Source organism: Streptomyces albidoflavus, from assembly GCF_000719955.1.
GTDB lineage: Bacteria > Actinomycetota > Actinomycetes > Streptomycetales > Streptomycetaceae > Streptomyces > Streptomyces albidoflavus.
The window spans coordinates 17,070-37,160 of the sequence record NZ_JOII01000025.1 but is presented as its reverse complement, the minus strand read 5'-3'; the positions used below and the strand labels follow the sequence as shown (position 1 = coordinate 37,160).

Here is a 20,091-nt window from a genome sequence, read left to right as displayed (position 1 = left end):
GCCGGTCACCCCACCGGCGTCCCGCGCGGCGGCTTCGGCTCCGGGCAGCGCACCGTGCCCGGCTCGACCCGGATCGCCAGTCCCGGCGTGGTGAGGAAGCCCGGGATCTGGATGTCCTGCGTCCGGGCGTCGATGGAGTGGAACTTGGCGTAGTCGGCCCGCAGCCCGAACCGGTCCGGCCCGCTGCCGAGACCACCCGAGGGGCCCTTCCCGTCCGCCCCCGCCGCCGACCCGTTCACATTGATGTCGACGACGCCGTCCAGGTCGAGCACCCCGTCGGCCGAGACCAGGTCGATGACGGTCTCCCCGGTCCGCACCTCCCACGTCGCCGGGTCGTCGTCCCCCAGCTCCAGCACGATCGAGTACGGCACCCCGAGCACCTCCCGCTGCCGGCTCAGGCAGAGGCCGTTCACCCGGCCCTCCCGGAACCCCATGCGCAGCACCGGCACGCTCCCGGCCGACCCGTCCGCCCTGGTCACCGGCTGGTCCACGGTGGCCGCCGCGTACGCCGTCCCGTACAGGCTGCTCGTCGTCAGCTGGAGCGGCTTCTCCTGCGCGCGGAAGTCCACGGCCAGCGCGCCCGTCCCCAGCTGCCACAGCAGCGCCCCCGCGGCGGCGGTCGCGGGGGCGGCCAGCAGCGGCGTCCGGCGCCAGTGCGTCCGACCCTCGCGCCGCCCGGCCCGCGTGCCGCCGCTCACGGTGCCACCGAGATCGAACCGGGCAGGTGCACCGGGTTGTCGGTGCTGCCGAGGCCCGGGCGGTTGCCGGTGGCGCGGATGGCGTAGATCGTCCCGTCGAAGTCCGAGGCCCCGGCGGTCAGCGGGATCACCGAACCGAAGGCGTTGAGCAGGCCCTGCACACCGCAGATGCGGACCACCACGTTGAGGCAGACCTGGTGGATGTCGCCCCACATCACCGTCTCCTGCGGCTGGAACAGCCCGTCGTAGCCGCCGAGCGTCCCCTGGTCGGGTACGTCGATGGTCACCTCGGGCCCGCCGTCACTGCCGGGGTGGACCACCTTCATGTGGTCCTTCACCACCAGCTGGCTGAAGGTGTAACGGGTCGTCACCCGGGTGGTGCCGTCGGCGAGCCGGATGGTCACGTCGTTCTTCACCCGCATCGACTTGGCCACCATCTCGTCGATGGTGACGCGCAGCGGCTGCGGCGAGGGGAGGAACGGCGCGTCACTGCCGGGCGGCGCCGGCTCCGCCCGCCACAGCGACCCGGCCGCCTCGGCGACCCGGCCCGGACCCACCGCCGACCCGGCCACCACGGTCAGCACCGTCGCCACCCACAGCGCCCGTTTGAGGCGCGGGCGTCTCACGCCGCCTCCCTGGAACCGGCACCGGAATCGGGACCGGAACCGGCGGCGGGGCGGCGTTCCGCGCGGGCGGGGCGCTTGGGTCCCCAGCCGACCATCATCGAACCGCCCAGCACCCCCAGCACCATCCCGAGCAGGAAGCCGCCCAGGTTGGAGGCGACCAGCGAGACCACCGCGAGGACCGCCCCGATGATGCCGAAGGTGTACCGCTGCTGCGGCGCGGCCAGCGGGACCAGGCCGCTCAGGATCATCCCGCCGCCCAGCAGGTATCCGGCGATCCCGTCGAACCCGGTGCTCACCACCAACTGCATCGGCGCCAGGGAGAACTTTAGCACCGTCCACCCGCCCGCCACCAGCCACACCCCGCCCCAGAAGGGCCGGGTCCGCCGGAACGCCCGGAACCACGCCCGGCCCTGCCGCAGCCCGGCCCGCAGCCGGGCGCCCCGGGTCCCGGACTCCGCCGCGCCGTCCTGTGCGCGGACGCGCTCCGTGGCGGCCGTGTCCGCCACCGCCCGGCTCAGCACGACTTCGCCGATCCCGGGACGACGCGCAGATTCAGGCCGGGCAGCTCCATCGACCCGGCGATCTCCGCCGCGTGCGCCCGGGCGTCCAGGCCCCGCAGCGAGATGGAGGCCCCGCCCTTGCCGCCCGCCGAGCCCAGCCCGAAGCCGCCCGGCTGTGCCCCGGCCAGCGGCTCGCCCGCCACCTCGACCTGGTCGGCGGGCTGGCCGATGACGGTGTTCTCCAGCCGGGTCGCGCCGCGCGACTGGAGCCCGGTCGCCTGGAGGTACAGGTTCTTCGCCGCGATGTCGGGCGTGAAACCGCCGTCCGAGCCGCCCTTCACCTCCTGGCCCGCCGTCAGCAGCAGGCTGTACGGGAGCCCCGCGAAGCTCTGGTGGACCACGCCGCACAGGCCCGCCAGCCGCGCCTCGGAGAAGCCGACCCGCGTCATCCCGGTGTCGGTGCGGGTCTTGCCGTCCGGGCCGCCGAGCGCCGGCGTGTTGACGATCAGCCCGAACCCGTCGCCGGCCACGCCGTTGGAGGTCAGGGTGAACGGCTGGTGGGTGACGTTGAACCCGGCGGCGAGCGCCCCGCCCGCCAGCGCGCTGCCGAGGGCGCCGATGGCGACCACCGCCGGGAGGGCCGCCAGCGTGCTGCGGCCCCAGCGGGTACCGCGCCGGGTCTCGTCCGCGTCCTCGGCCAGCATCCGCTCGTTCCAGGCGGCGGCCTGCCGCGCCCCCGCCGCACGGAGACGGCCGAGACGGGAGGCGGTGGAGCGCCAGGGGTCGCTGAGTTTCATGGTGAGGCTCCAGTCGGTCGCGGGTGTCCGGCCGGGAGCGGTCGCCCGGCGGGGGAGGGGGAAGGGGCCGTCAGGCGGCGGGCTCGGCCGTCTTGCCACCGGGCCGTCGGCGACGGGGCGACAGGCCCCGCCCCGCCCTGCGTTCGGGACGTTCCGGCAGCCACCCGAAGGCCATCGACCCGCCCAGCACGGCGAGGACCATGCCGATCACCAGCCCGCCGAGATTGGTCAGCGGGAACGAGGCCACGCCGACGACGACGGCCACGATCCCCGCCGCGTACCGCTGTCCCGGCATCAGCAGGATCAGCAGGGCCATCGCCATCAGCAGCGCGCCCGCCGCCATCCCCGCCACCCCGCCGATCCCCACCTGGAGGATGCGGCCGAGCGGCGCCAGCGGGAGGAAGAGGATGACGAAGCCGCCGAGCCCCGTCCACAGCGCACCCCAGAACGGCCGTGACCGCCGCCAGGTGCGGAAGGCGGTGCGGGCGCGGGCCGCCGGGGCGGGCGACTTCGCCGTGGGCGGGGTTTCGGGTGCCATGGATGACCTCGCAGTACCTGAGCCGGGATGCGGGAGGGTGGCGGTGCGCGGTTCAGCAGCTCTTGTCGCCGTGCGCCAGGCCGATGGTGAGGTCGGGCAGGGTGATGGTGCCGGAGAGGGTCGCGCCGTTGGCGTCGGCGTGCAGCCGGCGGATGTCGGTGAGACCGCCGGTGGCGTCCAGGCCGAACTGGCCGGGGACGCCGTCCTTGATCCCGGCCCCGCGCATGTTGGGGCTGTCGGCCGCCGCGCCGATGACGTTGGGGCTCGACTCGGAGGCGTTCAGCTTCGCCTGGGCGGCCTTCACCGCCTGCGCGTCGAGCACCAGCTTGTTGGCCTGGAGCCCCTTGCCGGACGCCAGTTCACCGGTGGTGAGCGGCGTCTTCGCCTCCGGTGAGGAGATGTTCAGCGACCAGGTGCCGAGGTCGCCGACGACCGGCAGCCCGATCTTCTGCGCGGCGTGCACGCAGATGCCGTCGAGCCCGGCCTTCGGGATGCCCACGGAGGTCGCCGTGGTGTTCTTCCCGGTGTCCACCGTGGTCAGCGCGGCCGCGATCCCGCCCGGCGCGGCGACCGTCTTCGAGGACAGCGTGAACGGGACGTTGGTCAGGGAGAGGTTGGCCGCCAGCGCGCCCTGGAGCATCGCCGCCGCCATCCCCGCCACCGCCAGACCCGCCGGCGCGGCCAGGACCACCGATCTGCGCCAGCGGGTGACGCCCCCGGATGTGTCTCGCATGTGCTCTCCGTCCGTCAGCCGCGCTCCGCGCGGACCGGGCTGTGGCCGTGGCGGGGGAGACGCGGAAAGGCCCGGCGCGCCCCGGTGTGCACGGCACATGACATTCGTGCGCTACGTGTCTGAGAATTGGACACCTTGTCAGTAGGTGTCAATACCGCTGCACGGGATGGTTCCGGCGGCCGCCGCCCTCGCCTTGATCGCGAACGGCCCGCGTACGTCTGGTAGTTCGGGGAAGCCGCAGTGCGCCGGAGGGAGTCGTAGGATCGGCTGATGGTGAGGTTTCGGGAGACGGTGCGGTCCCTGTTGCGCGAGCGGCTGCTGGACGCCGCGTACGAACTGGTCGCCGAGAAGGGGTTCGAGCGGCTGCGGATGTCGCAGCTCGCCGTCGCCGTCGGCGTCAGCAGACAGACCGTCTACAACGAACTCGGTTCCAAGGACGCCGTGGGCGAGGCCCTGTTCCAGCGCGAGGTGGAGCGGTGCATGCTCGGTATCGAGCAGCGCCTCGACCAGCACCGCGACGACCTGCGCGCGGCGGTCGCCGAGGCCGTGGAGTTCACCCTCACCCTGGCCGCCCGCAACCCCCTGGTCCGCGCCATGCTCACCGGCGGCGTCGACAGCGGCCTCCTGCGCTACCTCACCACCAGCTCCGAGGCGGCCTTCGTCACCGCCGAGGGCGCCGCCGACGCCTACGTCGCCGAGACCTGGCCCGGCATCGACCCCGCCTCGCGCGGCCTCGCCGTCGAGGCGGCCGTCCGCCTCACCGCCAGCCACGTCATGCAGGCCGACACCACCCCGCAGGAGTCGGCCCGGCGTATCGCCGAATGCGTCGCCCGGATCGCCGGGCCCCTCCGCTGACCTGGCGCGCTCACACCTCGCGCGAGGGGCGCAGCCGCACCCCGGCGTCGACCGCCCCGGCCGACGAGAGCGGCCACGTCCGCATCCACACCCGGCCGGAGACGGCGTCCAGGTCGGCCCAGCCGTAGGTCCGCGCGTCGTCCGAGCGGTCGGCGTGGTCGCCGAGGAAGAAGAACTTGCCCTTCGGCACCGTCCGCGCCGCCGGGGCCGCCGAACGCCTGCCGTCGGCGGCGCAGCACGGGGTCACCAGACCGGCGTCGGCCGCGCCCGGCACCGTGAACTCGTACCACCGCCCGGCGCCCGCCCGCCGGACCAGCACCCGCTGGTGGCCCTGCTGGGGCCCCGGCGCGATCCGCACCTGGTCGCCGGGGAGCGCCACCACCCGCTTGACCAGCAGGACGTCCCGCCCCGGAGTGCGCATCAGGACCACGTCGAAGCGGCCGACCTCGCCCGACGCCACCGGCAGCGGCAGCACCCGTTCGCCGTCGTGCAGGGTCGGCTCCATGCTGTCGCCGTCGATCCGCACGCTCAGCACCGCCGTCGCGGCGAGCGCCAGCACCACGAGCCCGGCCAGCACCGCCACCACGATCCCCGCCACGCGCCGTCCCCTGCCGCGCCGCGCGGGTTCCGCCGGTTCCGCAAGGTCACCCGTCGTCACCGGCCCACCCCTTCGCCCCTGCCGCCGGCGCTCCGGGCACGTCCCGGGGCCGCGTTCACACCCTGGAGTATGGACCGGGCCCCGGTGTGTCCGCTCAACTCTGCGGCGGCCGGACCGGAACCACCGGCCCCACCGGCCCCCGCGCCTCCCAGTCGGCCCGGCCGCCCGGCCCGAGCACCCCGGTCATCTCCCGCAGCTCCTCCGCCGGCAGCCCCCGCAGACTCCGCCGGGAGACACGCGAGACGACCATCGGCAGCACCGGCCGCACGGGCTGGACCAGCCGCAGCCACCACGGCGCGTACACGCTCGCCGCCCGCCGCTCGATCCCCCGCACCAGCCACCCGGCGACCTGCTCGGGCGAGTGCACCCTGCTCCCCGGACCCGGCTGGTGCGCCCGCAGCTCCCGCAGCACGGGATGGGCCTCCAGCCCCTCGATCATCCCGGTGCCCGTCCAGTGCAGATAGGCGATCCCCACCCCCACCCCCTCGGGCTCCATCTCCGTCCGCAGCGCCTGCGCGTACGACTCGACGCCGGCCTTCGACGCGCAGTACGCGCTCATCAGCGGCGCCGACCCGAACGCCGCCGTCGACGCCACCTGGAGCAGGTACCCCCGGGTCCGTAGGAGCTGCGGCAGGAAGGCGCGGGCGGTGGCCGCGCTGCCCAGGAGATTGACGGCGACCACCCGGTCCCACAGCGCGGCCTCCGTGGTGGCGAAGGGACCCGCCGCCGCGATGCCCGCGTTGGCGACCACCACCGAGGCCGGTCCCATCCGCTCCGCCACGCTGCGGGCGGCGCCCCGCAGGGCCGCCTCGTCGGTCACGTCGACCTCCAGCGAGCAGGAGTCGGTGGGCAGCGACCGCGCCACCGCCTCCAGCGTCGCCAGCTCCCGCCCGAGCAGCGCCACCCTGAGCCCGCGTTCCGCCAGCCGCCGCGCCGTCGCCGCCCCCACGCCGCGTGCGGCCCCCGTCACCACCGCGATCCGCCCGGCCCCGTCCATACCCGCCCTCCTCACCGCACCGGGACGCGCGCCACGCCGCCGTATTCCGGCCAGTCGACCACGCGGGCCCCACGGCGGCACGGCCGGATGGTGCCACCGGGTGAGCGGCGCCGGAGTACCTCCGCCCCCGCCCCGTACGCCTCCGGTGCCACCCGGACCACCCGCGTAGCACTTGAGGAGGACACCCCCGCCCCCACGGCGGAGGAGATCGCTCCGTCGCCGGAACCGCCCACGCCCGCAGGCGTCTTGGCCAGTGTCAAGATCGGCAGCGAGTGGACCGGAGGTGGACCTGATGGCAGGTCTGGCGGAGCAGGTGGCGACCCCGGAGGCGGGCGACGCGGGGAAGGCGTCGGCGCCCGAGTACCAGGGGGCGCTCGGCGCCCTGTCGGTGAACGCGTCCCTGACCGACGTGCTGGCCCGCGGCATCGAGGAGTTGCGCGCCGCCGAGGCGGCCGGGGACCTCAAGGAGACCGCCCGCTGCCACCTGGCCGTCGCGGAGGCCAGCCGGCGCCTCGGCAGGACCGACGAGGCCGACCGGGCGTGGAAGGCCGGCTACCGCACGGCCCGCGCGGCGGGCCACGCCGGATCCATGGCCTGGGCCCTGTGGAGCGGCGGCACCCTCGCCCGCCAGCGCGGCGCCTTCCGCCTCGCCTACCGGCTGCTGGCCCTCGCCGCCGAGTGGGGCGAGCGCGGCGGCGACATCGTCGTCCGCGGCTACTCGCTCGCCGGACTCGCCGAGACCGGACGCATCCAGGGCGACTACGCGGCCGTCGAGGAACTCCACGAACAACTGCTGGCCGAGGCCCGCCGGCGCGGCGAGGCCCGTCACACCGTCTGGGCCCTGGAAGGCATCGCCCAGATGCACCGCAACACCGGCGCCTACGACCGCGCCCACGCCCTCTTCGCGGAGGCCGCGGAGATCGCCGAGCGCGCCGAGGACCACCGGGGCTGGGCCTGGGCCCTGCGCGGCATGGCCGACGTGGTCTCCGTACGCGACGGCGACGTGGCACAGGCCCTCGCGCTCCTCACCCGCGCCGAGGCCGCCTGCCAGGCGATGGACCTGCGCGGCGCGCTCGCCTTCAACCACAAGATGCGCGGCAACGTCCTCTACCGCGCCGGCCGCTACGAGGAGGCCCGCGACCTGTACACCCGGGCGCTCGCCGAGTTCCGCGACATGACCGAACCCCGGGGCACCGCTCTCTCCCGCCTCGGACTGGCCAAGGCGCGCGCTCGGCTGGGCCGCGACAGCGCCGAGACCGCCGCCGAACTCGCCACCCTGCGCGACCAGTTCAACCGTATCGGCCTCCACCACGCCCGCGAGATGGTGGACAAGGCGGCAGCCGAACTGGGCGTGGGCCCCCTGCCCGGCCCCGGGACGGCGGCCGCGACCCCGCCCGACGCCTACCGCACCGAGGCGCTGCGCGCCACCGACGTGGCGGGCCTGCGATGAGCCGCGCCGCCCGGACCGCGCCCCTCGCCCCCGAAGCCGCCCTCACCACCCCCGGCCACCCCTTCACCCGGCCCCCGGCCGACACCGCCCGCGCCGGCGCCGTCCTCGCACGCTGCCGGGCGCTGACCCACCCCGCCCTCGTCGACGCCGTCGGACAGCTCGACCCGTGGACCGGGCGGATGGCCGCCTACGCCCTCGGCTGGCGCGACCCCGGCGGCGCCCCCGACCCCACCGGATCGGGCGGCAAGGGGCTGCGGCAGGCCCTCGCCGTCCTCTCCGCCGAAGCCGTCGGCGCGAGCGGCACCACGGCCCTGCCCGCGGCGGTCGCCGTGGAACTGGTGCACACCTTCTCCCTGCTGCACGACGACATCATGGACGGCGACCCGCTGCGCCGCCGCCGGCCCGCCGTCTGGCGCGCGTACGGCGTCGGCCCCGCCGTCCTGGCCGGCGACGCCCTGCACGCCCTCGCCGTGCAGACCCTCGCCGAGGCCCCGGGGGAGCGGGCACCGGCAGCCGTCCGCCACCTGAGCCGCACCCTGACCGCCCTCGTCCGGGGCCAGGCCGACGACCTGCGGTTCGAGGAACTGCCCTGGACGGGCCCCGACGCCCCCGGCCTCGCGGCGTACCGCGCCATGGCCGAGCAGAAGACCGGCGTCCTGCTGGGCTGCGCCGCCGCCCTCGGCGCCGAACTGGGCGGCGCGCCCGGGGCGACGGTCACCGCGCTGGACCGGGCCGGGCGCCACCTCGGCATCGCCTTCCAGGCCGTGGACGACCTGCTCGGCATCTGGGGCGACCCCGCGCTCACCGGCAAGCCCGTCCACAGCGACCTGCGCCAGCGCAAGAAGACCTTTCCCCTTCTCGCCGCGCTGGCCGGAGCCGGGCCCGCCCGCCGCGAACTGGCCGCCCTCCTGGACTCCGCCGAGCCCCTGGAGGGCGCGCGGGCCGCCCACGCCGCCGCCCTCGTCGACGAGGCCGGCGGCCGCGCCGCCACCCGCGCCGAGGCGAGCACGCATCTGGAGGCGGCCCGCGCCTGCCTCGCGGCGACCCGGCCCGCCCCGGCGGCCGCCCGCGACCTGGACGCCCTCGTCGGTTCCCTCCTCGACCGCGCCTGGTGACGGCCCCCGCCATCCCGTGCGGAGTCGCCCCGCCTCCCGCACGATGGACGTATCCGGCGGCCGCAGGACGGCGGTGGCCGGCATCTGCCCTGACGCGAGGAGAGCGCCTGATGAGCGTGCCAGAGGAGAACCGCCGGAAGACCGGCAGGACCGCCCCGGCCACCGGAGGGAACATCGAGCGGAAGCAGCCCCGGCGCGGCCGCCACGACGAGGCACGCAGCGAGGGCCGCACCATGGGCGAGGCGCTCCAGGACGCCGACGTGAGACCCGAGGACTACGACGAGAAGTAGCCCCGCCCGGCGAAGGCCCGCCCGCGGCGCGCACCACCCCGGCGCGTGGCGGGGCGGGCCGACGGCGCCGGACCCGCTCCCGCCCGGGAGGCCCGTATGACTTCGCAAGGAACGCCCTTCGACCCCGCCCGCGTCCCGCACCTCAACGGCCGGTTCGCCCCCGTCACCGAGGAGGTCGACGAGACGGAGCTGCGGGTCACCGGCACCCTCCCCGACAGCCTCGACGGCGTCTACCTGCGCAACGGCCCCAACCCCCGCTTCACCCCGGTCGGCAGCTACCTCTACCCGATCGACGGCGACGGCATGATCCACGGGGTGTGGCTCTCCCAGGGCAGAGCCCGCTACCGCAACCGCTTCGTCCGGACCCCCGCCATGCGCGCCGAGGAGAGAGCCGGACACGCCCTCTGGGGCGGCCTCCAGTCCCTGATCACCCCCGGCGCCGACCAGGTCGGCGAGGCACTGGCGGGCAGCTTCAAACCCCTGCCCGACATCAACGTCGTCCACCACGCCGGACGCCTCCTCGCCCTTGCCGAGTCCGACTGCCCGTACCGCATGAGTCCGGAGCTGGACACCCGCGGCGAGGAGACCTTCGACGGCCACCTCCCCGCCGGGATCACCGCCCACCCCAAGACCGACCCGGCCACCGGTGAGCTGGCGGTCTTCTGCTACGCCCTGGAACCCCCTTACCTGACCTGGTCGGTCATCGGGCCCGACGGCGCGGTCCGCCGCGGCCCCACTCCCGTCGACGGCGCCGTGGAACCCCGGATGATCCATGACATGGCGCTCACCGACCGCTACCTCGTCCTCGTCTGCGCCCCGGCCCTCTTCGACCTGTACGCCGCCATGAAAGGCGGCTCCTTCCTCGCCTGGCGCCCCGACCGGGGCACCCGCATCGCCCTGATCCCGCGCGACGGCGGCCCCGTCCGCTGGGCCGACGACGAGGCGTTCTGGCTGTGGCACACCGTCAACGCCTACGACACCCCGGACGGCCGTGTCGTCCTCGACTACGTCCAGTGGCCCGCCCTCTCGCTGGGCCGCAGCCCCGAACCCGCCCCGGCCGGGCACGGCGCGCACAGCGGCCTGACCCGCGCCCTCGTCGACCCGGCCACCGGCACGGTCCGCCGCACCCAGCTCGACGACACCCGCGTGGAACTGCCCCGCATCGACGACCGCGGCACCGGCCGCCCCCACCACCGCCTCGCCACCGCCGCCGCCAGCGGCCGCACCCCCGGCCTGCTCACCGGCGAGTACGACGCCCTGTGCTGGTACGACATCGAGGACGGCCACGCCGCCGCCCGCCTCTGGCCGGCCGGTGACCTCTCCGTCGGCGAGCCCGTCTTCGCCCCCACCCCCGGCACCCACGACGCCACCGACGGCCACTGGCTCACCTTCGCCACCGACCGCACCGACGACACCAGCTGGCTCCTCGTCCTGCCGGGCGACGACCCCGCGCAAGGCCCCGTCGCCCGCGTCCGCATCCCCGTCCGCGTCCCCCTCGGCCTGCACGGCACCTGGCTGCCCACCGAGGAGTGAGGGAGCCGGGGCGGGGAGGCCGGGGGAGGCTCACCCGCCCGTCAGGCGGGCACCGCTCCCGTCGCGGCGTGCCCGGACTCCGCCCCGGTCGGCAGCAGATCGTGCCGGACGTCCTCGCCCGCCACCCCGGCCCGCGCGAGCGAGGCCCCCACGGCCCGGACCATCGCGGGCGGCCCCGAGACCAGCACCCGGCCGCCCGGGGGAGCGGCGGCGCGGGTCACCGCGGCGGCCAGCCGCCCGTACCCCTCCCCGCCCGGCGCCGCGCCCGTCACCGGCACCACCGACAGCCACGGGCGGCGGCGCTCCAGCCCGGCCAGGTACTCCGTGTCGTACAGACCGGCCACGTCCGGGGCGCCCAGGAACAGCCGCACCCGCCGCACCCCGTGACCGGGTGAGGTCCGCACCCGGCGGTCCACCTCCTGGAGCAGCGCCTTCATGGCGGCCCACCCGGTGTCCCAGGCGACCAGCCGCAGATCCCCGGCGGGCTCCTCGCCGAGCGTCAGGTTCCCCTTCGGCGGGCCGAGCCGCACCTCGTCCCCGACGGCCGTGCGGTGCACCAGGGCCTCACTCACCCCGCCCGGTCCGGTGCACCGGACGTGCAGCTCCACCGCACCAGCGGCGTCCGGCTCACCCGCCAGGTAGTACGGACGCCAGGTGTGCGGCAGCAACGACGACTCCAGATCGGTGTACTGCCCGGCCTCGTACCGGAAGGTCTCGTGCGGCACCACCCGGAGCACCGCGAGATCGTCGCCGACGAGCTGATGCCCCGTCACTGTCGCGCGCCAGAAGGGCGGTTCGTGCAGGGCGGCCTCCGCTCCCCGCACCATGGCCGTCACACCGAACCGCACCATCCGCACCCACGCCTCCTCCAGCCCCGCCTCCCCGCGCCCACCGGTCCGCACGCGCAACGCCGTACGCAGCGCCTCCTCGAAGGCCGCGTACTGCGCCGGACGCACCCCCAGCTTCCGGTGGTCGCGGCCCAGCCGGGAGAACGTCTCCGCGATCTCCTCCGGCCGGTCCAGACGGTCCAGCAGGTACCGGAACGCCTGGGCCAGATGGGCCTCCTGGAAGGCCATCTCACCGGGGAAGAGACCCCGCAGCGCCGGATGCCGCGTGAACAGCACCTCGTACAGCTGGGTGATCAGCTCCTCGAAGGGGCCCACCAGCCCCAGATGAGCCCGGATGACCCGCTGGTCGGCCGCCCCGTCGTACGCCTCCCCGGCCGCCCCCCGCACCCCCGCCCCGCCCTCCGGCGACAGCATCCGGCGGCGCAGCCGCATCGCGTCGTGGCGGGCGAGAAGCGCGTGGTACGCGCCGTTCTCCGTGCTGGTGCTCCCCGCGAGCTGGGTGGACCGGGGCATGGCTGGGCTCCTTGACGGATGTGGGGGCGGAAAGGACAGGGCCGCCGGCGGACACACACCCGTCCGCCGGTCCCCGCCGGGTGAAACCGCAGGTCAGTATGGCATTGCGGTGATATGCCCCAAGGGCCCTGCCGGAGGGGGCCGTTGGTCCCTGGACAGCCCTTCCCGAGGCTGTGCCCCGGCGAAGCGGCAAACACTATGAACGCAATGACCGGCGGGGTGTCCCCGGCCCCGGCGGCTTCCTAACATCCCGGCTCACAGCGCGACATCGCGCAGCAGCAGAGCACGTACAGGAGCCGCTCCCTTGACCACCCCCGACCACCGCACCCGTACCCCCGGCCGGTCCGCCCGCCGCCGGTACGGGCACGCCGTGCTCACCGCCGGCCTCGCCGCCCTCTTCCTCGGCAGCCTCGGCAACGCCCCCGTGAGCCACGCGAGCGGCACCCCGGCGCCGCCCACGGCCGCCGAGTGCCCGCCCCGGCTCGCCTCCACCGCACGCTGCTGGACGGGCCAGGACGACAACGGCGCCCCCTGGACCATGGCCGTACCGGCCGACTGGAACGGCTCACTCGTCGTCCACGCCCACGGCGGCCCCGACCTCGGCGACACCTCCGACCCCGAGCGCAGCACCGGCGACCTGGAACGCTTCGCCGTGATGGTCGAGGAGGGGTACGCCTGGGCCGGCTCCGCCTACCGCCGGGGCGGCTACGGCACCCGCATGGCCGCCGCCGACACCGAGAACGTCCGCCGCCTGTTCACCGAGCACTTCGGCCGGCCCGGGCGCACCTACCTCCACGGCCAGTCCTGGGGCGGCAACGTCGCCGCGAAGACCGCCGAGACCTACGGCACCAAGCCCGGCGCCTACGACGGCGTCCTCCTGACCAACGGCGTCCTCGGCGGCGGCTCACGCGGCTACGACCACCGCGTAGACCTGCGCGTCGTCTACCAGTACTACTGCCGCAACCACCCCCGTCCCACCGAGCCCCAGTACCCCCTGTGGAAGGGCCTGCGCGCCGGCTCCACCCTGACCTCGGCCGGACTCCGCGCCCGCCTCGACGAGTGCACCGGCCTCACCTCGGCCCCCGCCGACCGCACCGCCCTGCAACAGCGCAACCTCGACGACATCCTGGCCGTCACCCGCATCCCCGAACGGAGCCTCGAAGCACACCTGCGATTCGCCACCTTCACCTTCCGCGACCTCGTCACCAGCCGGCTCGACGGCCGCAACCCCTTCGGCAACCAGGGCGTCCGCTACACCGGCTCCCACGACGACAAGGCCCTCAACGCGGGCGTCGAACGGTTCGCCCCCGACCCCACCGCCCGCCGCGACCTCTCCTGGGACAGCGACCTCACCGGCAAGGTCTCCCTCCCCGTCCTCACCCTGCACGCCATCGACGACCCGACGGCCTTCGTGGAACACGAGTCCGCCTACCGCGCCACCCTCCACGGCGCCGGCCGCGCCGGAAACCTGGTCCAGACGTTCACGAAGGAGAGCGAGCACAGCGGCCTGAGCGACGCCGAGTACGCCACCTCCCTCGCCGCACTCGACACCTGGGCCCGCACCGGGCGTGCCCCCACCCCGCGCACGGTCGCCGCCTCCTGCCCGGCCTTCGACGCCACCTACGGCACCGGGTGCTTCTACGACCCCGGCCACCACCCCGCGCCGTACGCCTCCCGGGTCCGCCCCCGCCCCGGCGGTCTGGGCTGGCCCGCCATGACCGCCGCCCAGGAACGGGCGTGGAGCCGGATCGACGGCGTGGGCATCGCCCCCTGACCTGCGCGCCCCCGGTTCATCCGGAGTAGCCGGAGAGGCGGCCGGGGTCCCGGGGGCGCAGGCTGGGGGAGACATGAGCGATGTGCGAGGTGCTGGCCGGCGCGGGTATCGCGTGCGTTGGGTGGCAGCGGGCTCCGGAGCGGTGGCCGCTGCCGTCCTTCTCGCGCTGCCCCTCGCCGGCGTCCCCCCGTTCGGTGTCGGCCCGGCCCAGGGCACCCGGACCCCCGCGGCCCCGACCAGCCCCCTCGTGTGGGCCGGGACGCTGAAGCCGCCCATCGTCACGCGTGCGCAGTGGGGCGCCGACCCCAAGCTGCTCGACCAGAAGCCCCACTACGCCGACAGCGTCCGCGCCGTCGTCATCCACCACACCGGCCACCCCAACGGCTACGACTGCGCGGACAGCCCCGACCTCGTCCGCGAGGTCTACGAGGCGCACGCCGTGAACAAGGCGTGGGGGGACATCGGCTACAACTTCCTCGTCGACACCTGCGGCACCATCTTCGAGGGCCGCCTCGGCGGCGCGGACCGCGCCGTGATCGGCGCCCACACCGTCGGGCTGAACACCGGCACGACCGGGATCGCCGCGATCGGCACCTTCACGGCCGGCACCCCCGTGCCCGAGCCGATGCGCCGCTCCATCGAGAAACTCATCGCCTGGAAGCTGGCCCTCACCCAGGCCGACCCGGTCGCCAACACCCACCTGCTCTCCAGGAACAGCGACAGCCGGTTCGCCAAGAACACCACCGTCACCATGCCGGCCGTCTTCGGCCACATCGACGCCTACGAGACCAACTGCCCGGGCGACGCCCTCATGCAGCTGCTCCCCGCCCTCCGCAAGGGCGCCGCCCGCCTCCAGGGCGACGCGAAACTGCTCGCCCACGAGAAGGACCAGCGCTCCCGCCGCCAGGCCGACGGCGCCGGCTGAACCCGGCGGGTGTGCCGCGTTATGCGGTGATTTCCGTCGGCCCGTGCGCGGGACGCGGCCGTGAAGACTCGCAAATCCCTTAGCTCTGCCCGTGCTTGCATGTCCGCGACGAGGACGGCTCGTGAGCGCAGCCGTGCGTCTCGTGCTCCGGCGGGGGGCAAGGCTCTGCCCTCCGCCGGAGCGTGTCAGTACGCATGGGGGGTCCATCAGTCCGCCCCCGCCGGCGCGGACACCCGCCCGACCGGTCCTCACCGTGGCGGTGGAAAGAGGAAAGATGTCCAAGCGTGCACTCATCACCGGAATCACCGGACAGGACGGTTCGTACCTGGCCGAACACCTCCTCGACCAGGGGTACCAGGTCTGGGGGCTCTGCCGGGGCCAGGCCAACCCCCGCAAGGACCGGATCGCCAAGCTGATCCCGGAGCTGTCCTTCGTGGACGGCGACCTGATGGACCAGGGCAGCCTGGTCTCGGCGGTCGACCTGGTCCAGCCCGACGAGGTCTACAACCTGGGCGCCATCTCCTTCGTGCCGATGTCCTGGCAACAGCCCGAACTGGTCACGGAGGTCAACGGCACCGGCGTGCTGCGCATGCTGGAGGCGGTCCGCATCGTCTCCGGCCTCACCAAGTCCTCCGGCGGCTCGCCCCGCGGCCAGATCCGCTTCTACCAGGCGTCCTCCTCCGAGATGTACGGCAAGGTGGCGGAGAGCCCGCAGCGGGAGACCACCTCCTTCCACCCCCGCAGCCCGTACGGCGTGGCCAAGGCCTTCGGCCACTACATCACCCAGAACTACCGCGAGTCGTACGGGATGTACGGGGTCTCCGGGATCCTGTTCAACCACGAGTCGCCGCGCCGTGGCGCCGAGTTCGTCACCCGCAAGATCTCGCTGGCCGTCGCCCAGATCAAACTGGGCCAGATGGACAAGCTGCACCTCGGCAACCTCGACGCCGAGCGCGACTGGGGCTTCGCGGGTGACTACGTCCGCGCCATGCACCTGATGCTCCAGCAGGAGCAGGCCGGTGACTACGTGGTGGGGACCGGGGCGATGCACCAGGTCCGCGACGCGGCCCGGATCGCCTTCGAGCACGTCGGCCTCGACTGGCAGGAGCACGTCGTCGTCGACCCCGGCCTGGTGCGCCCCGCCGAGGTCGAGACCCTCTGCGCCGACTCGGGCAACGCCCGGCGCGAACTGGGCTGGGAGCCCGAGGTCGACTTCGAGCAGCTGATGCGCATGATGGTCGAGTCCGACCTGCGCCAGGCATCGCGGGAGCGGGACTACAGCCAGCTCCTGGCCACCGGCAGCTGGTAGGCCGGCTCCGTCCGGGGACCGGGGCGGGGCCGCTCGTGACCTGCGAACCTGCGGCCCCGTCACCCGCGCACACACTAGGGATTTCCAAAGCCCCACCCGCCGCAGACTGGGCCCCATGGTCAGCGGAACTGAGGGCACGGCACGCGTGCTCGGCGTGTGCTCCCAGGGAGCGGCGGTGGCGCCGCCCGCCCGCCCGCGTGCCGGAGAGCCGCCCTGGTCCTCCGGTCCGCGGAGCGGCGCCCGGGCCGCCCCCGCAGGCACGTGAGACACCGCGCCCGGCAGGCCGCCCAGGCCCCGCCCCCCGCCCTTTCCCCTCCTCGGGACACCCCGCCCGGCCCGGCCCCCTCCGGCCGTCCCGGGCGCCCGGTGTCCACGCCGGACCGCCAGCCGTCCGCCGGTCTTCATCCAGATGGGTTGCGTTGATATGGACAAGGAACAGAAGCTCCGGGACTACCTGAAGCGGGCGAGCGCCGATCTGAAGCGCTCCCGGCAGCGGGTGACCGAGCTGGAGGCGGCGGCCACCGAGCCCATCGCGATCGTCGGCATGAGCTGCCGCTACCCCGGCGGGGTGAGCAGCCCCGAGGACCTGTGGAAGATGCTGGTCGCCGGCGAGGACGGCATCACCGGCATGCCCGAGGACCGTGGCTGGGAGGCCGCCCTCGGCGAGGGCCCCGCCGACTTCGCCGGCGGTTTCCTGCACGACGCGCCCGCCTTCGACCCGGACTTCTTCGGCATCTCGCCCCGCGAGGCGCTGTCCATGGACCCGCAGCAGCGCCTGCTCCTGGAGACCGGCTGGGAGGCCTTCGAACGGGCCGGCATCGACCCCGCGGGCGTACGCGGCAGCCGCACCGGCATGTTCGTCGGCGCCATGCCCCAGGACTACCGGGTCGGCCCCGACGACGACGTCCAGGGCTTCCAGCTCACCGGCAACGCCACCAGCATCCTCTCCGGTCGGCTCTCCTACTTCTTCGGTGCCGTCGGACCGGCCGTGACCGTCGACACCGCCTGCTCCTCCTCCCTGGTGGCCCTGCACCTGGCCGCCCAGTCGCTGCGCGCGGGGGAGTGCTCCCTGGCCCTGGCCGCCGGTGTCACCGCGTCCTCGCCGTGGTCCGGGGGTCCGCCGTCAACCAGGACGGTGCCTCCAACGGCCTGACCGCCCCCAACGGCCCCTCCCAGCAGCGCGTCATCGAGTCCGCCCTGGTCAACGCCCGGCTCACCGCCGCCGACGTCGACGCCGTCGAGGCGCACGGCACCGGCACGGTCCTCGGCGACCCCGTCGAGGCCCAGGCGCTGCTGGCCACCTACGGCCAGGGCCGCGAGGCCGGCAGCCCCCTGCTGCTCGGCTCGGTCAAGTCCAACATCAGCCACACCCAGGCCGCGGCGGGTGTCGCGGGCGTCATCAAGATGGTCATGGCGATGCGCCACGGCCTGCTGCCGCGCACCCTCCACGTCGACCAGCCCTCCACCCACGTCGACTGGAGCGAGGGCTCCGTCCGCCTGCTGACGGAGCCCGCCCCCTGGCCGGCCCGCGAGAACGCACCGCGTCGCGCGGGCATCTCCTCCTTCGGCCTCTCCGGCACCAACGCGCACACCATCATCGAGGAGGCTCCCCAGGAGCCGGCCGCCGACGACGAGGCCGCCCCGGCCGTCGACGCCGGGGCGCTGCCCTGGCTGCTCTCCGGCCGTACCCCCGAGGCCCTGCGCGCCCAGGCCGCCCGGCTCCTCGACCACCTCGCCGCCCGGCCGGCGCCGTCGGCCCTGGACGTCTCCCACGCGCTCGCCACCACCCGCTCCGCCCTGGAGCACCGCGCGGCCTTCACCACCGCCGACCGGGACACCGCCGTCGCCGTCCTCACCGCGCTCGCCGCCGGTGCGGACGCCCCGGGTCTCACCACCCACCAGCTGCGTGGCCGTACCAAGCTCGCCGTGCTCTTCTCGGGCCAGGGCTCCCAGCGTCCCGGCATGGGCCGCGACCTTCACGCCCGCTTCCCCGTCTTCGCCCGCGCCCTCGACGAGATCCTGGAGCACCTCGACGCGGGGCTCGACCGCCCGCTGAAGCCCCTGATCCTCGCCGAGGAGGGCAGCGAGGAGGCCGCGCTCCTCGACCGCACCGAGTACGCGCAGCCCGCCCTGTTCGCCCTCGAAGTGGCCCTGTACCGGCTCGTCGAGTCCTGGGGCGTCACCCCCGACCACCTCACCGGACACTCCGTCGGCGAGATAGCCGCCGCCCACGTCGCCGGGGTGTTCACCCTCGCCGACGCCTGCACCCTGGTCACCGCCCGTGGCCGCCTCATGCAGGCGCTGGACGAGGGCGGCGCCATGGTCTCCCTGGAGGCCACCGAGGACGAGGTCGCGCCGCTCGTCGCCGAACACGCCGGACAGGTCTCCGTCGCCGCCGTCAACGGCCCGGCCGCGGTCGTCGTCTCCGGAGCCGAGGACGCCGTCGAGTCCATCACCGCCCGCGTCGCGGCCCTCGGGCGCCGCACCCGCAGGCTGCGGGTCTCCCACGCGTTCCACTCGCCGCTCATGGACCCGATGCTGGAGGAGTTCCGCGCGGTCGTCGCCGGACTCTCCCCGCAGGCCCCCACCGTCCCGGTCGTCTCCAACCTCACCGGCGCCCCCGCCACCGTCGAGCAGCTCACCTCCGCCGGCTACTGGACCGATCACGTCCGCCACGCCGTGCGCTTCGCCGACGGAGTCTCCTGGCTCGCCGGCCACGGCACCGGGCTCTTCCTCGAACTGGGCCCCGACGCCACCCTCGCCGCCCTCACCCGGACCGTCCTGGACGCCGCCGGGCACGAGCGCGCCGCCGTGCTGCCCGCGCTCCGCAAGGACCGCCCCGAGGCCGCCACCCTCACCGAGACCGCCACCGGACTCCACCTGCGCGGCGTCCCGGTGCGCTGGGACCGCTGGTTCGAGGGGACCGGCGCCGGCCACACCGACCTGCCGACCTACGCCTTCCAGCACCGCCGCTTCTGGCCCAAGGGCGTCACGGGGCTCACCGGCGACATGCGCTCCGCGGGGCTCGGCGCCGCCCACCACCCGCTGCTCGCCGCCGCCGTCACCCTCGCCAACTCCGACGGCCTGCTCCTCACCGGCCGCCTCTCGGTGCGCACCCATCCCTGGCTCGCCGACCACACGGTGCGCGGCACCGTGCTGCTGGCCGGCACCGCCTTCCTCGAACTCGCCGTCCGCGCCGGCGACGAGGTCGGCTGCGACCGCGTCGAGGAACTCACCCTCGCCGCCCCGCTCGCCCTGCCCGAGGACGGCGGCGTCCAGGTCCAGGTCTGGATCGGCAGCCCCGACGAGACCGGCCGCCGCGCCCTGACCCTGTACTCCCGCCCCGACGGCGACGACGACCGGCCCTGGACCCAGCACGCCGCCGGCACCCTGGCCTCCGGCGCCCACCACGGCGAGGAGTTCGACGCGGCGGTCTGGCCGCCCGCCGGCGCCGAGAGTGTCGGCCTCGACGGCTTCTACGAGGGGCTGGCCGAGTCCGGCTTCGCCTACGGCCCCGCCTTCCGCGGCCTGCGCGCCGTCTGGCGCCGGGGCGAGGAGACCTTCGCCGAGGTGGCTCTCGACGCGGGACCCGCGGGCGACGCCTCTTCGTTCGGCCTGCACCCGGCGCTGCTGGACGCGGCCCTGCACGCCACCGCCCTCGCCCCGCTCGGCGAGGACGCCCGCGGCGGCCTGCCGTTCGCCTGGCAGGACGTCACCCTCCACGCGGCCGGCGCCACCGAGGCCCGCGTCCGCATCACCCCCGCGGGCGACGACGCCGTCACCCTCACCGTCGCGGACACCACCGGGGCACCCGTCGCCTCGGTCGGCTCCCTCGTGCTGCGCTCCGCCCCCGACGCGCGCCGGGCCGCCGCCGGCGTGCTGGAGCGCGACGCCCTCTTCCACCTCGACTGGACCCGCCTCCACGGCGCCGA

General features: G+C 75.1%; 17 protein-coding genes and 1 pseudogene. 9 read left to right on the top strand and 9 right to left on the bottom strand.

The window, feature by feature from the left end; all coding sequences use genetic code 11:
• Positions 1-5: 5 nt before the first annotated feature.
• The 6 genes from IF45_RS0122550 to IF45_RS0122525 all read right to left on the bottom strand — a co-directional run bounded on the left by IF45_RS0122550 (position 6) and on the right by IF45_RS0122525 (position 3,892).
• The gene (locus IF45_RS0122550; RefSeq protein ID WP_030309188.1) at positions 6-698 is read right to left on the bottom strand and encodes a DUF6230 family protein; all 693 of its coding nucleotides are present in this window, start codon (positions 696-698) and stop codon (positions 6-8) included.
• Positions 695-1,324: a hypothetical protein gene (locus IF45_RS0122545; protein WP_008414901.1), complete on the bottom strand. Its 630-nt coding sequence runs from the start codon at positions 1,322-1,324 to the stop codon at positions 695-697. Before IF45_RS0122545 ends, IF45_RS0122550 begins: the two co-directional genes overlap by 4 nt.
• Positions 1,321-1,845 (bottom strand): DUF6114 domain-containing protein, encoded by a 525-nt coding sequence (locus IF45_RS0122540; RefSeq protein ID WP_030309186.1) that lies wholly within the window; start codon positions 1,843-1,845, stop codon positions 1,321-1,323. Before IF45_RS0122540 ends, IF45_RS0122545 begins: the two co-directional genes overlap by 4 nt.
• Positions 1,839-2,621, bottom strand: a complete 783-nt coding sequence (locus tag IF45_RS0122535; protein WP_030309185.1) for a DUF6230 family protein — start codon at positions 2,619-2,621, stop codon at positions 1,839-1,841. The genes IF45_RS0122540 and IF45_RS0122535 overlap by 7 nt, the downstream gene beginning before the upstream one ends.
• Positions 2,622-2,691: 70 nt before the next feature.
• A complete protein-coding gene (locus tag IF45_RS0122530; RefSeq protein WP_003946553.1) occupies positions 2,692-3,159 on the bottom strand; it encodes a DUF6114 domain-containing protein in 468 nt (155 codons plus the stop codon).
• Positions 3,160-3,211: 52 nt separating this feature from the next.
• The gene (locus tag IF45_RS0122525; RefSeq protein ID WP_008414907.1) at positions 3,212-3,892 is read right to left on the bottom strand and encodes a DUF6230 family protein; all 681 of its coding nucleotides are present in this window, start codon (positions 3,890-3,892) and stop codon (positions 3,212-3,214) included.
• Positions 3,893-4,162: 270 nt separating this feature from the next.
• Between IF45_RS0122525 and IF45_RS0122520 the strand changes: the two genes are divergently transcribed.
• A complete protein-coding gene (locus IF45_RS0122520) occupies positions 4,163-4,747 on the top strand; it encodes a TetR/AcrR family transcriptional regulator (RefSeq protein WP_008414908.1) in 585 nt (194 codons plus the stop codon).
• Between the two features lie 10 nt (positions 4,748-4,757).
• Here the strand turns inward: IF45_RS0122520 and lepB are convergent, their stop codons facing one another.
• Together lepB and IF45_RS0122510 are read right to left on the bottom strand one after the other, a co-directional pair.
• Positions 4,758-5,345, bottom strand: a complete 588-nt coding sequence (lepB, locus tag IF45_RS0122515; RefSeq protein WP_030309184.1) for a signal peptidase I — start codon at positions 5,343-5,345, stop codon at positions 4,758-4,760.
• A 154-nt stretch (positions 5,346-5,499) separates the two neighbouring features.
• Entirely contained in the window at positions 5,500-6,402 is a 903-nt protein-coding gene (locus IF45_RS0122510) for an SDR family oxidoreductase (protein WP_008414912.1), read from the bottom strand.
• A gap of 292 nt (positions 6,403-6,694) precedes the next feature.
• On the opposite strand from IF45_RS0122510, the gene IF45_RS0122505 reads away from it, so the two are divergent.
• The 4 genes from IF45_RS0122505 to IF45_RS0122490 all read left to right on the top strand — a co-directional run bounded on the left by IF45_RS0122505 (position 6,695) and on the right by IF45_RS0122490 (position 10,790).
• Positions 6,695-7,852, top strand: coding sequence for a tetratricopeptide repeat protein (locus tag IF45_RS0122505; protein WP_015508319.1), 1,158 nt, complete (start codon positions 6,695-6,697; stop codon positions 7,850-7,852).
• Positions 7,849-8,967: a polyprenyl synthetase family protein gene (locus IF45_RS0122500; RefSeq protein WP_030309182.1), complete on the top strand. Its 1,119-nt coding sequence runs from the start codon at positions 7,849-7,851 to the stop codon at positions 8,965-8,967. The genes IF45_RS0122505 and IF45_RS0122500 overlap by 4 nt, the downstream gene beginning before the upstream one ends.
• A gap of 110 nt (positions 8,968-9,077) precedes the next feature.
• On the top strand, positions 9,078-9,257 hold the full coding sequence (locus IF45_RS0122495) for a hypothetical protein (RefSeq protein ID WP_003946545.1): 180 nt from the start codon (positions 9,078-9,080) through the stop codon (positions 9,255-9,257).
• A 96-nt stretch (positions 9,258-9,353) separates the two neighbouring features.
• Positions 9,354-10,790, top strand: a complete 1,437-nt coding sequence (locus IF45_RS0122490) for a carotenoid oxygenase family protein (RefSeq protein ID WP_030309180.1) — start codon at positions 9,354-9,356, stop codon at positions 10,788-10,790.
• 41 nt (positions 10,791-10,831) lie between these two features.
• Here IF45_RS0122490 and IF45_RS0122485 read toward each other — a convergent pair whose 3' ends face one another.
• The gene (locus tag IF45_RS0122485; protein WP_030309178.1) at positions 10,832-12,151 is read right to left on the bottom strand and encodes a globin domain-containing protein; all 1,320 of its coding nucleotides are present in this window, start codon (positions 12,149-12,151) and stop codon (positions 10,832-10,834) included.
• A gap of 304 nt (positions 12,152-12,455) precedes the next feature.
• On the opposite strand from IF45_RS0122485, the gene IF45_RS0122480 reads away from it, so the two are divergent.
• From IF45_RS0122480 to IF45_RS34530, 4 genes and pseudogenes are all read left to right on the top strand, one after another.
• Positions 12,456-13,925: an alpha/beta hydrolase gene (locus tag IF45_RS0122480; protein WP_030309176.1), complete on the top strand. Its 1,470-nt coding sequence runs from the start codon at positions 12,456-12,458 to the stop codon at positions 13,923-13,925.
• 73 nt (positions 13,926-13,998) lie between these two features.
• Entirely contained in the window at positions 13,999-14,850 is an 852-nt protein-coding gene (locus tag IF45_RS0122475) for a peptidoglycan recognition protein family protein (RefSeq protein ID WP_003946541.1), read from the top strand.
• 274 nt (positions 14,851-15,124) lie between these two features.
• Positions 15,125-16,159, top strand: a complete 1,035-nt coding sequence (locus tag IF45_RS0122470; protein ID WP_003946540.1) for a GDP-mannose 4,6-dehydratase — start codon at positions 15,125-15,127, stop codon at positions 16,157-16,159.
• Positions 16,160-16,568: 409 nt separating this feature from the next.
• A pseudogene (locus IF45_RS34530) lies at positions 16,569-20,080 on the top strand (type I polyketide synthase); the annotation flags it as partial.
• Positions 20,081-20,091: the final 11 nt, after the last annotated feature.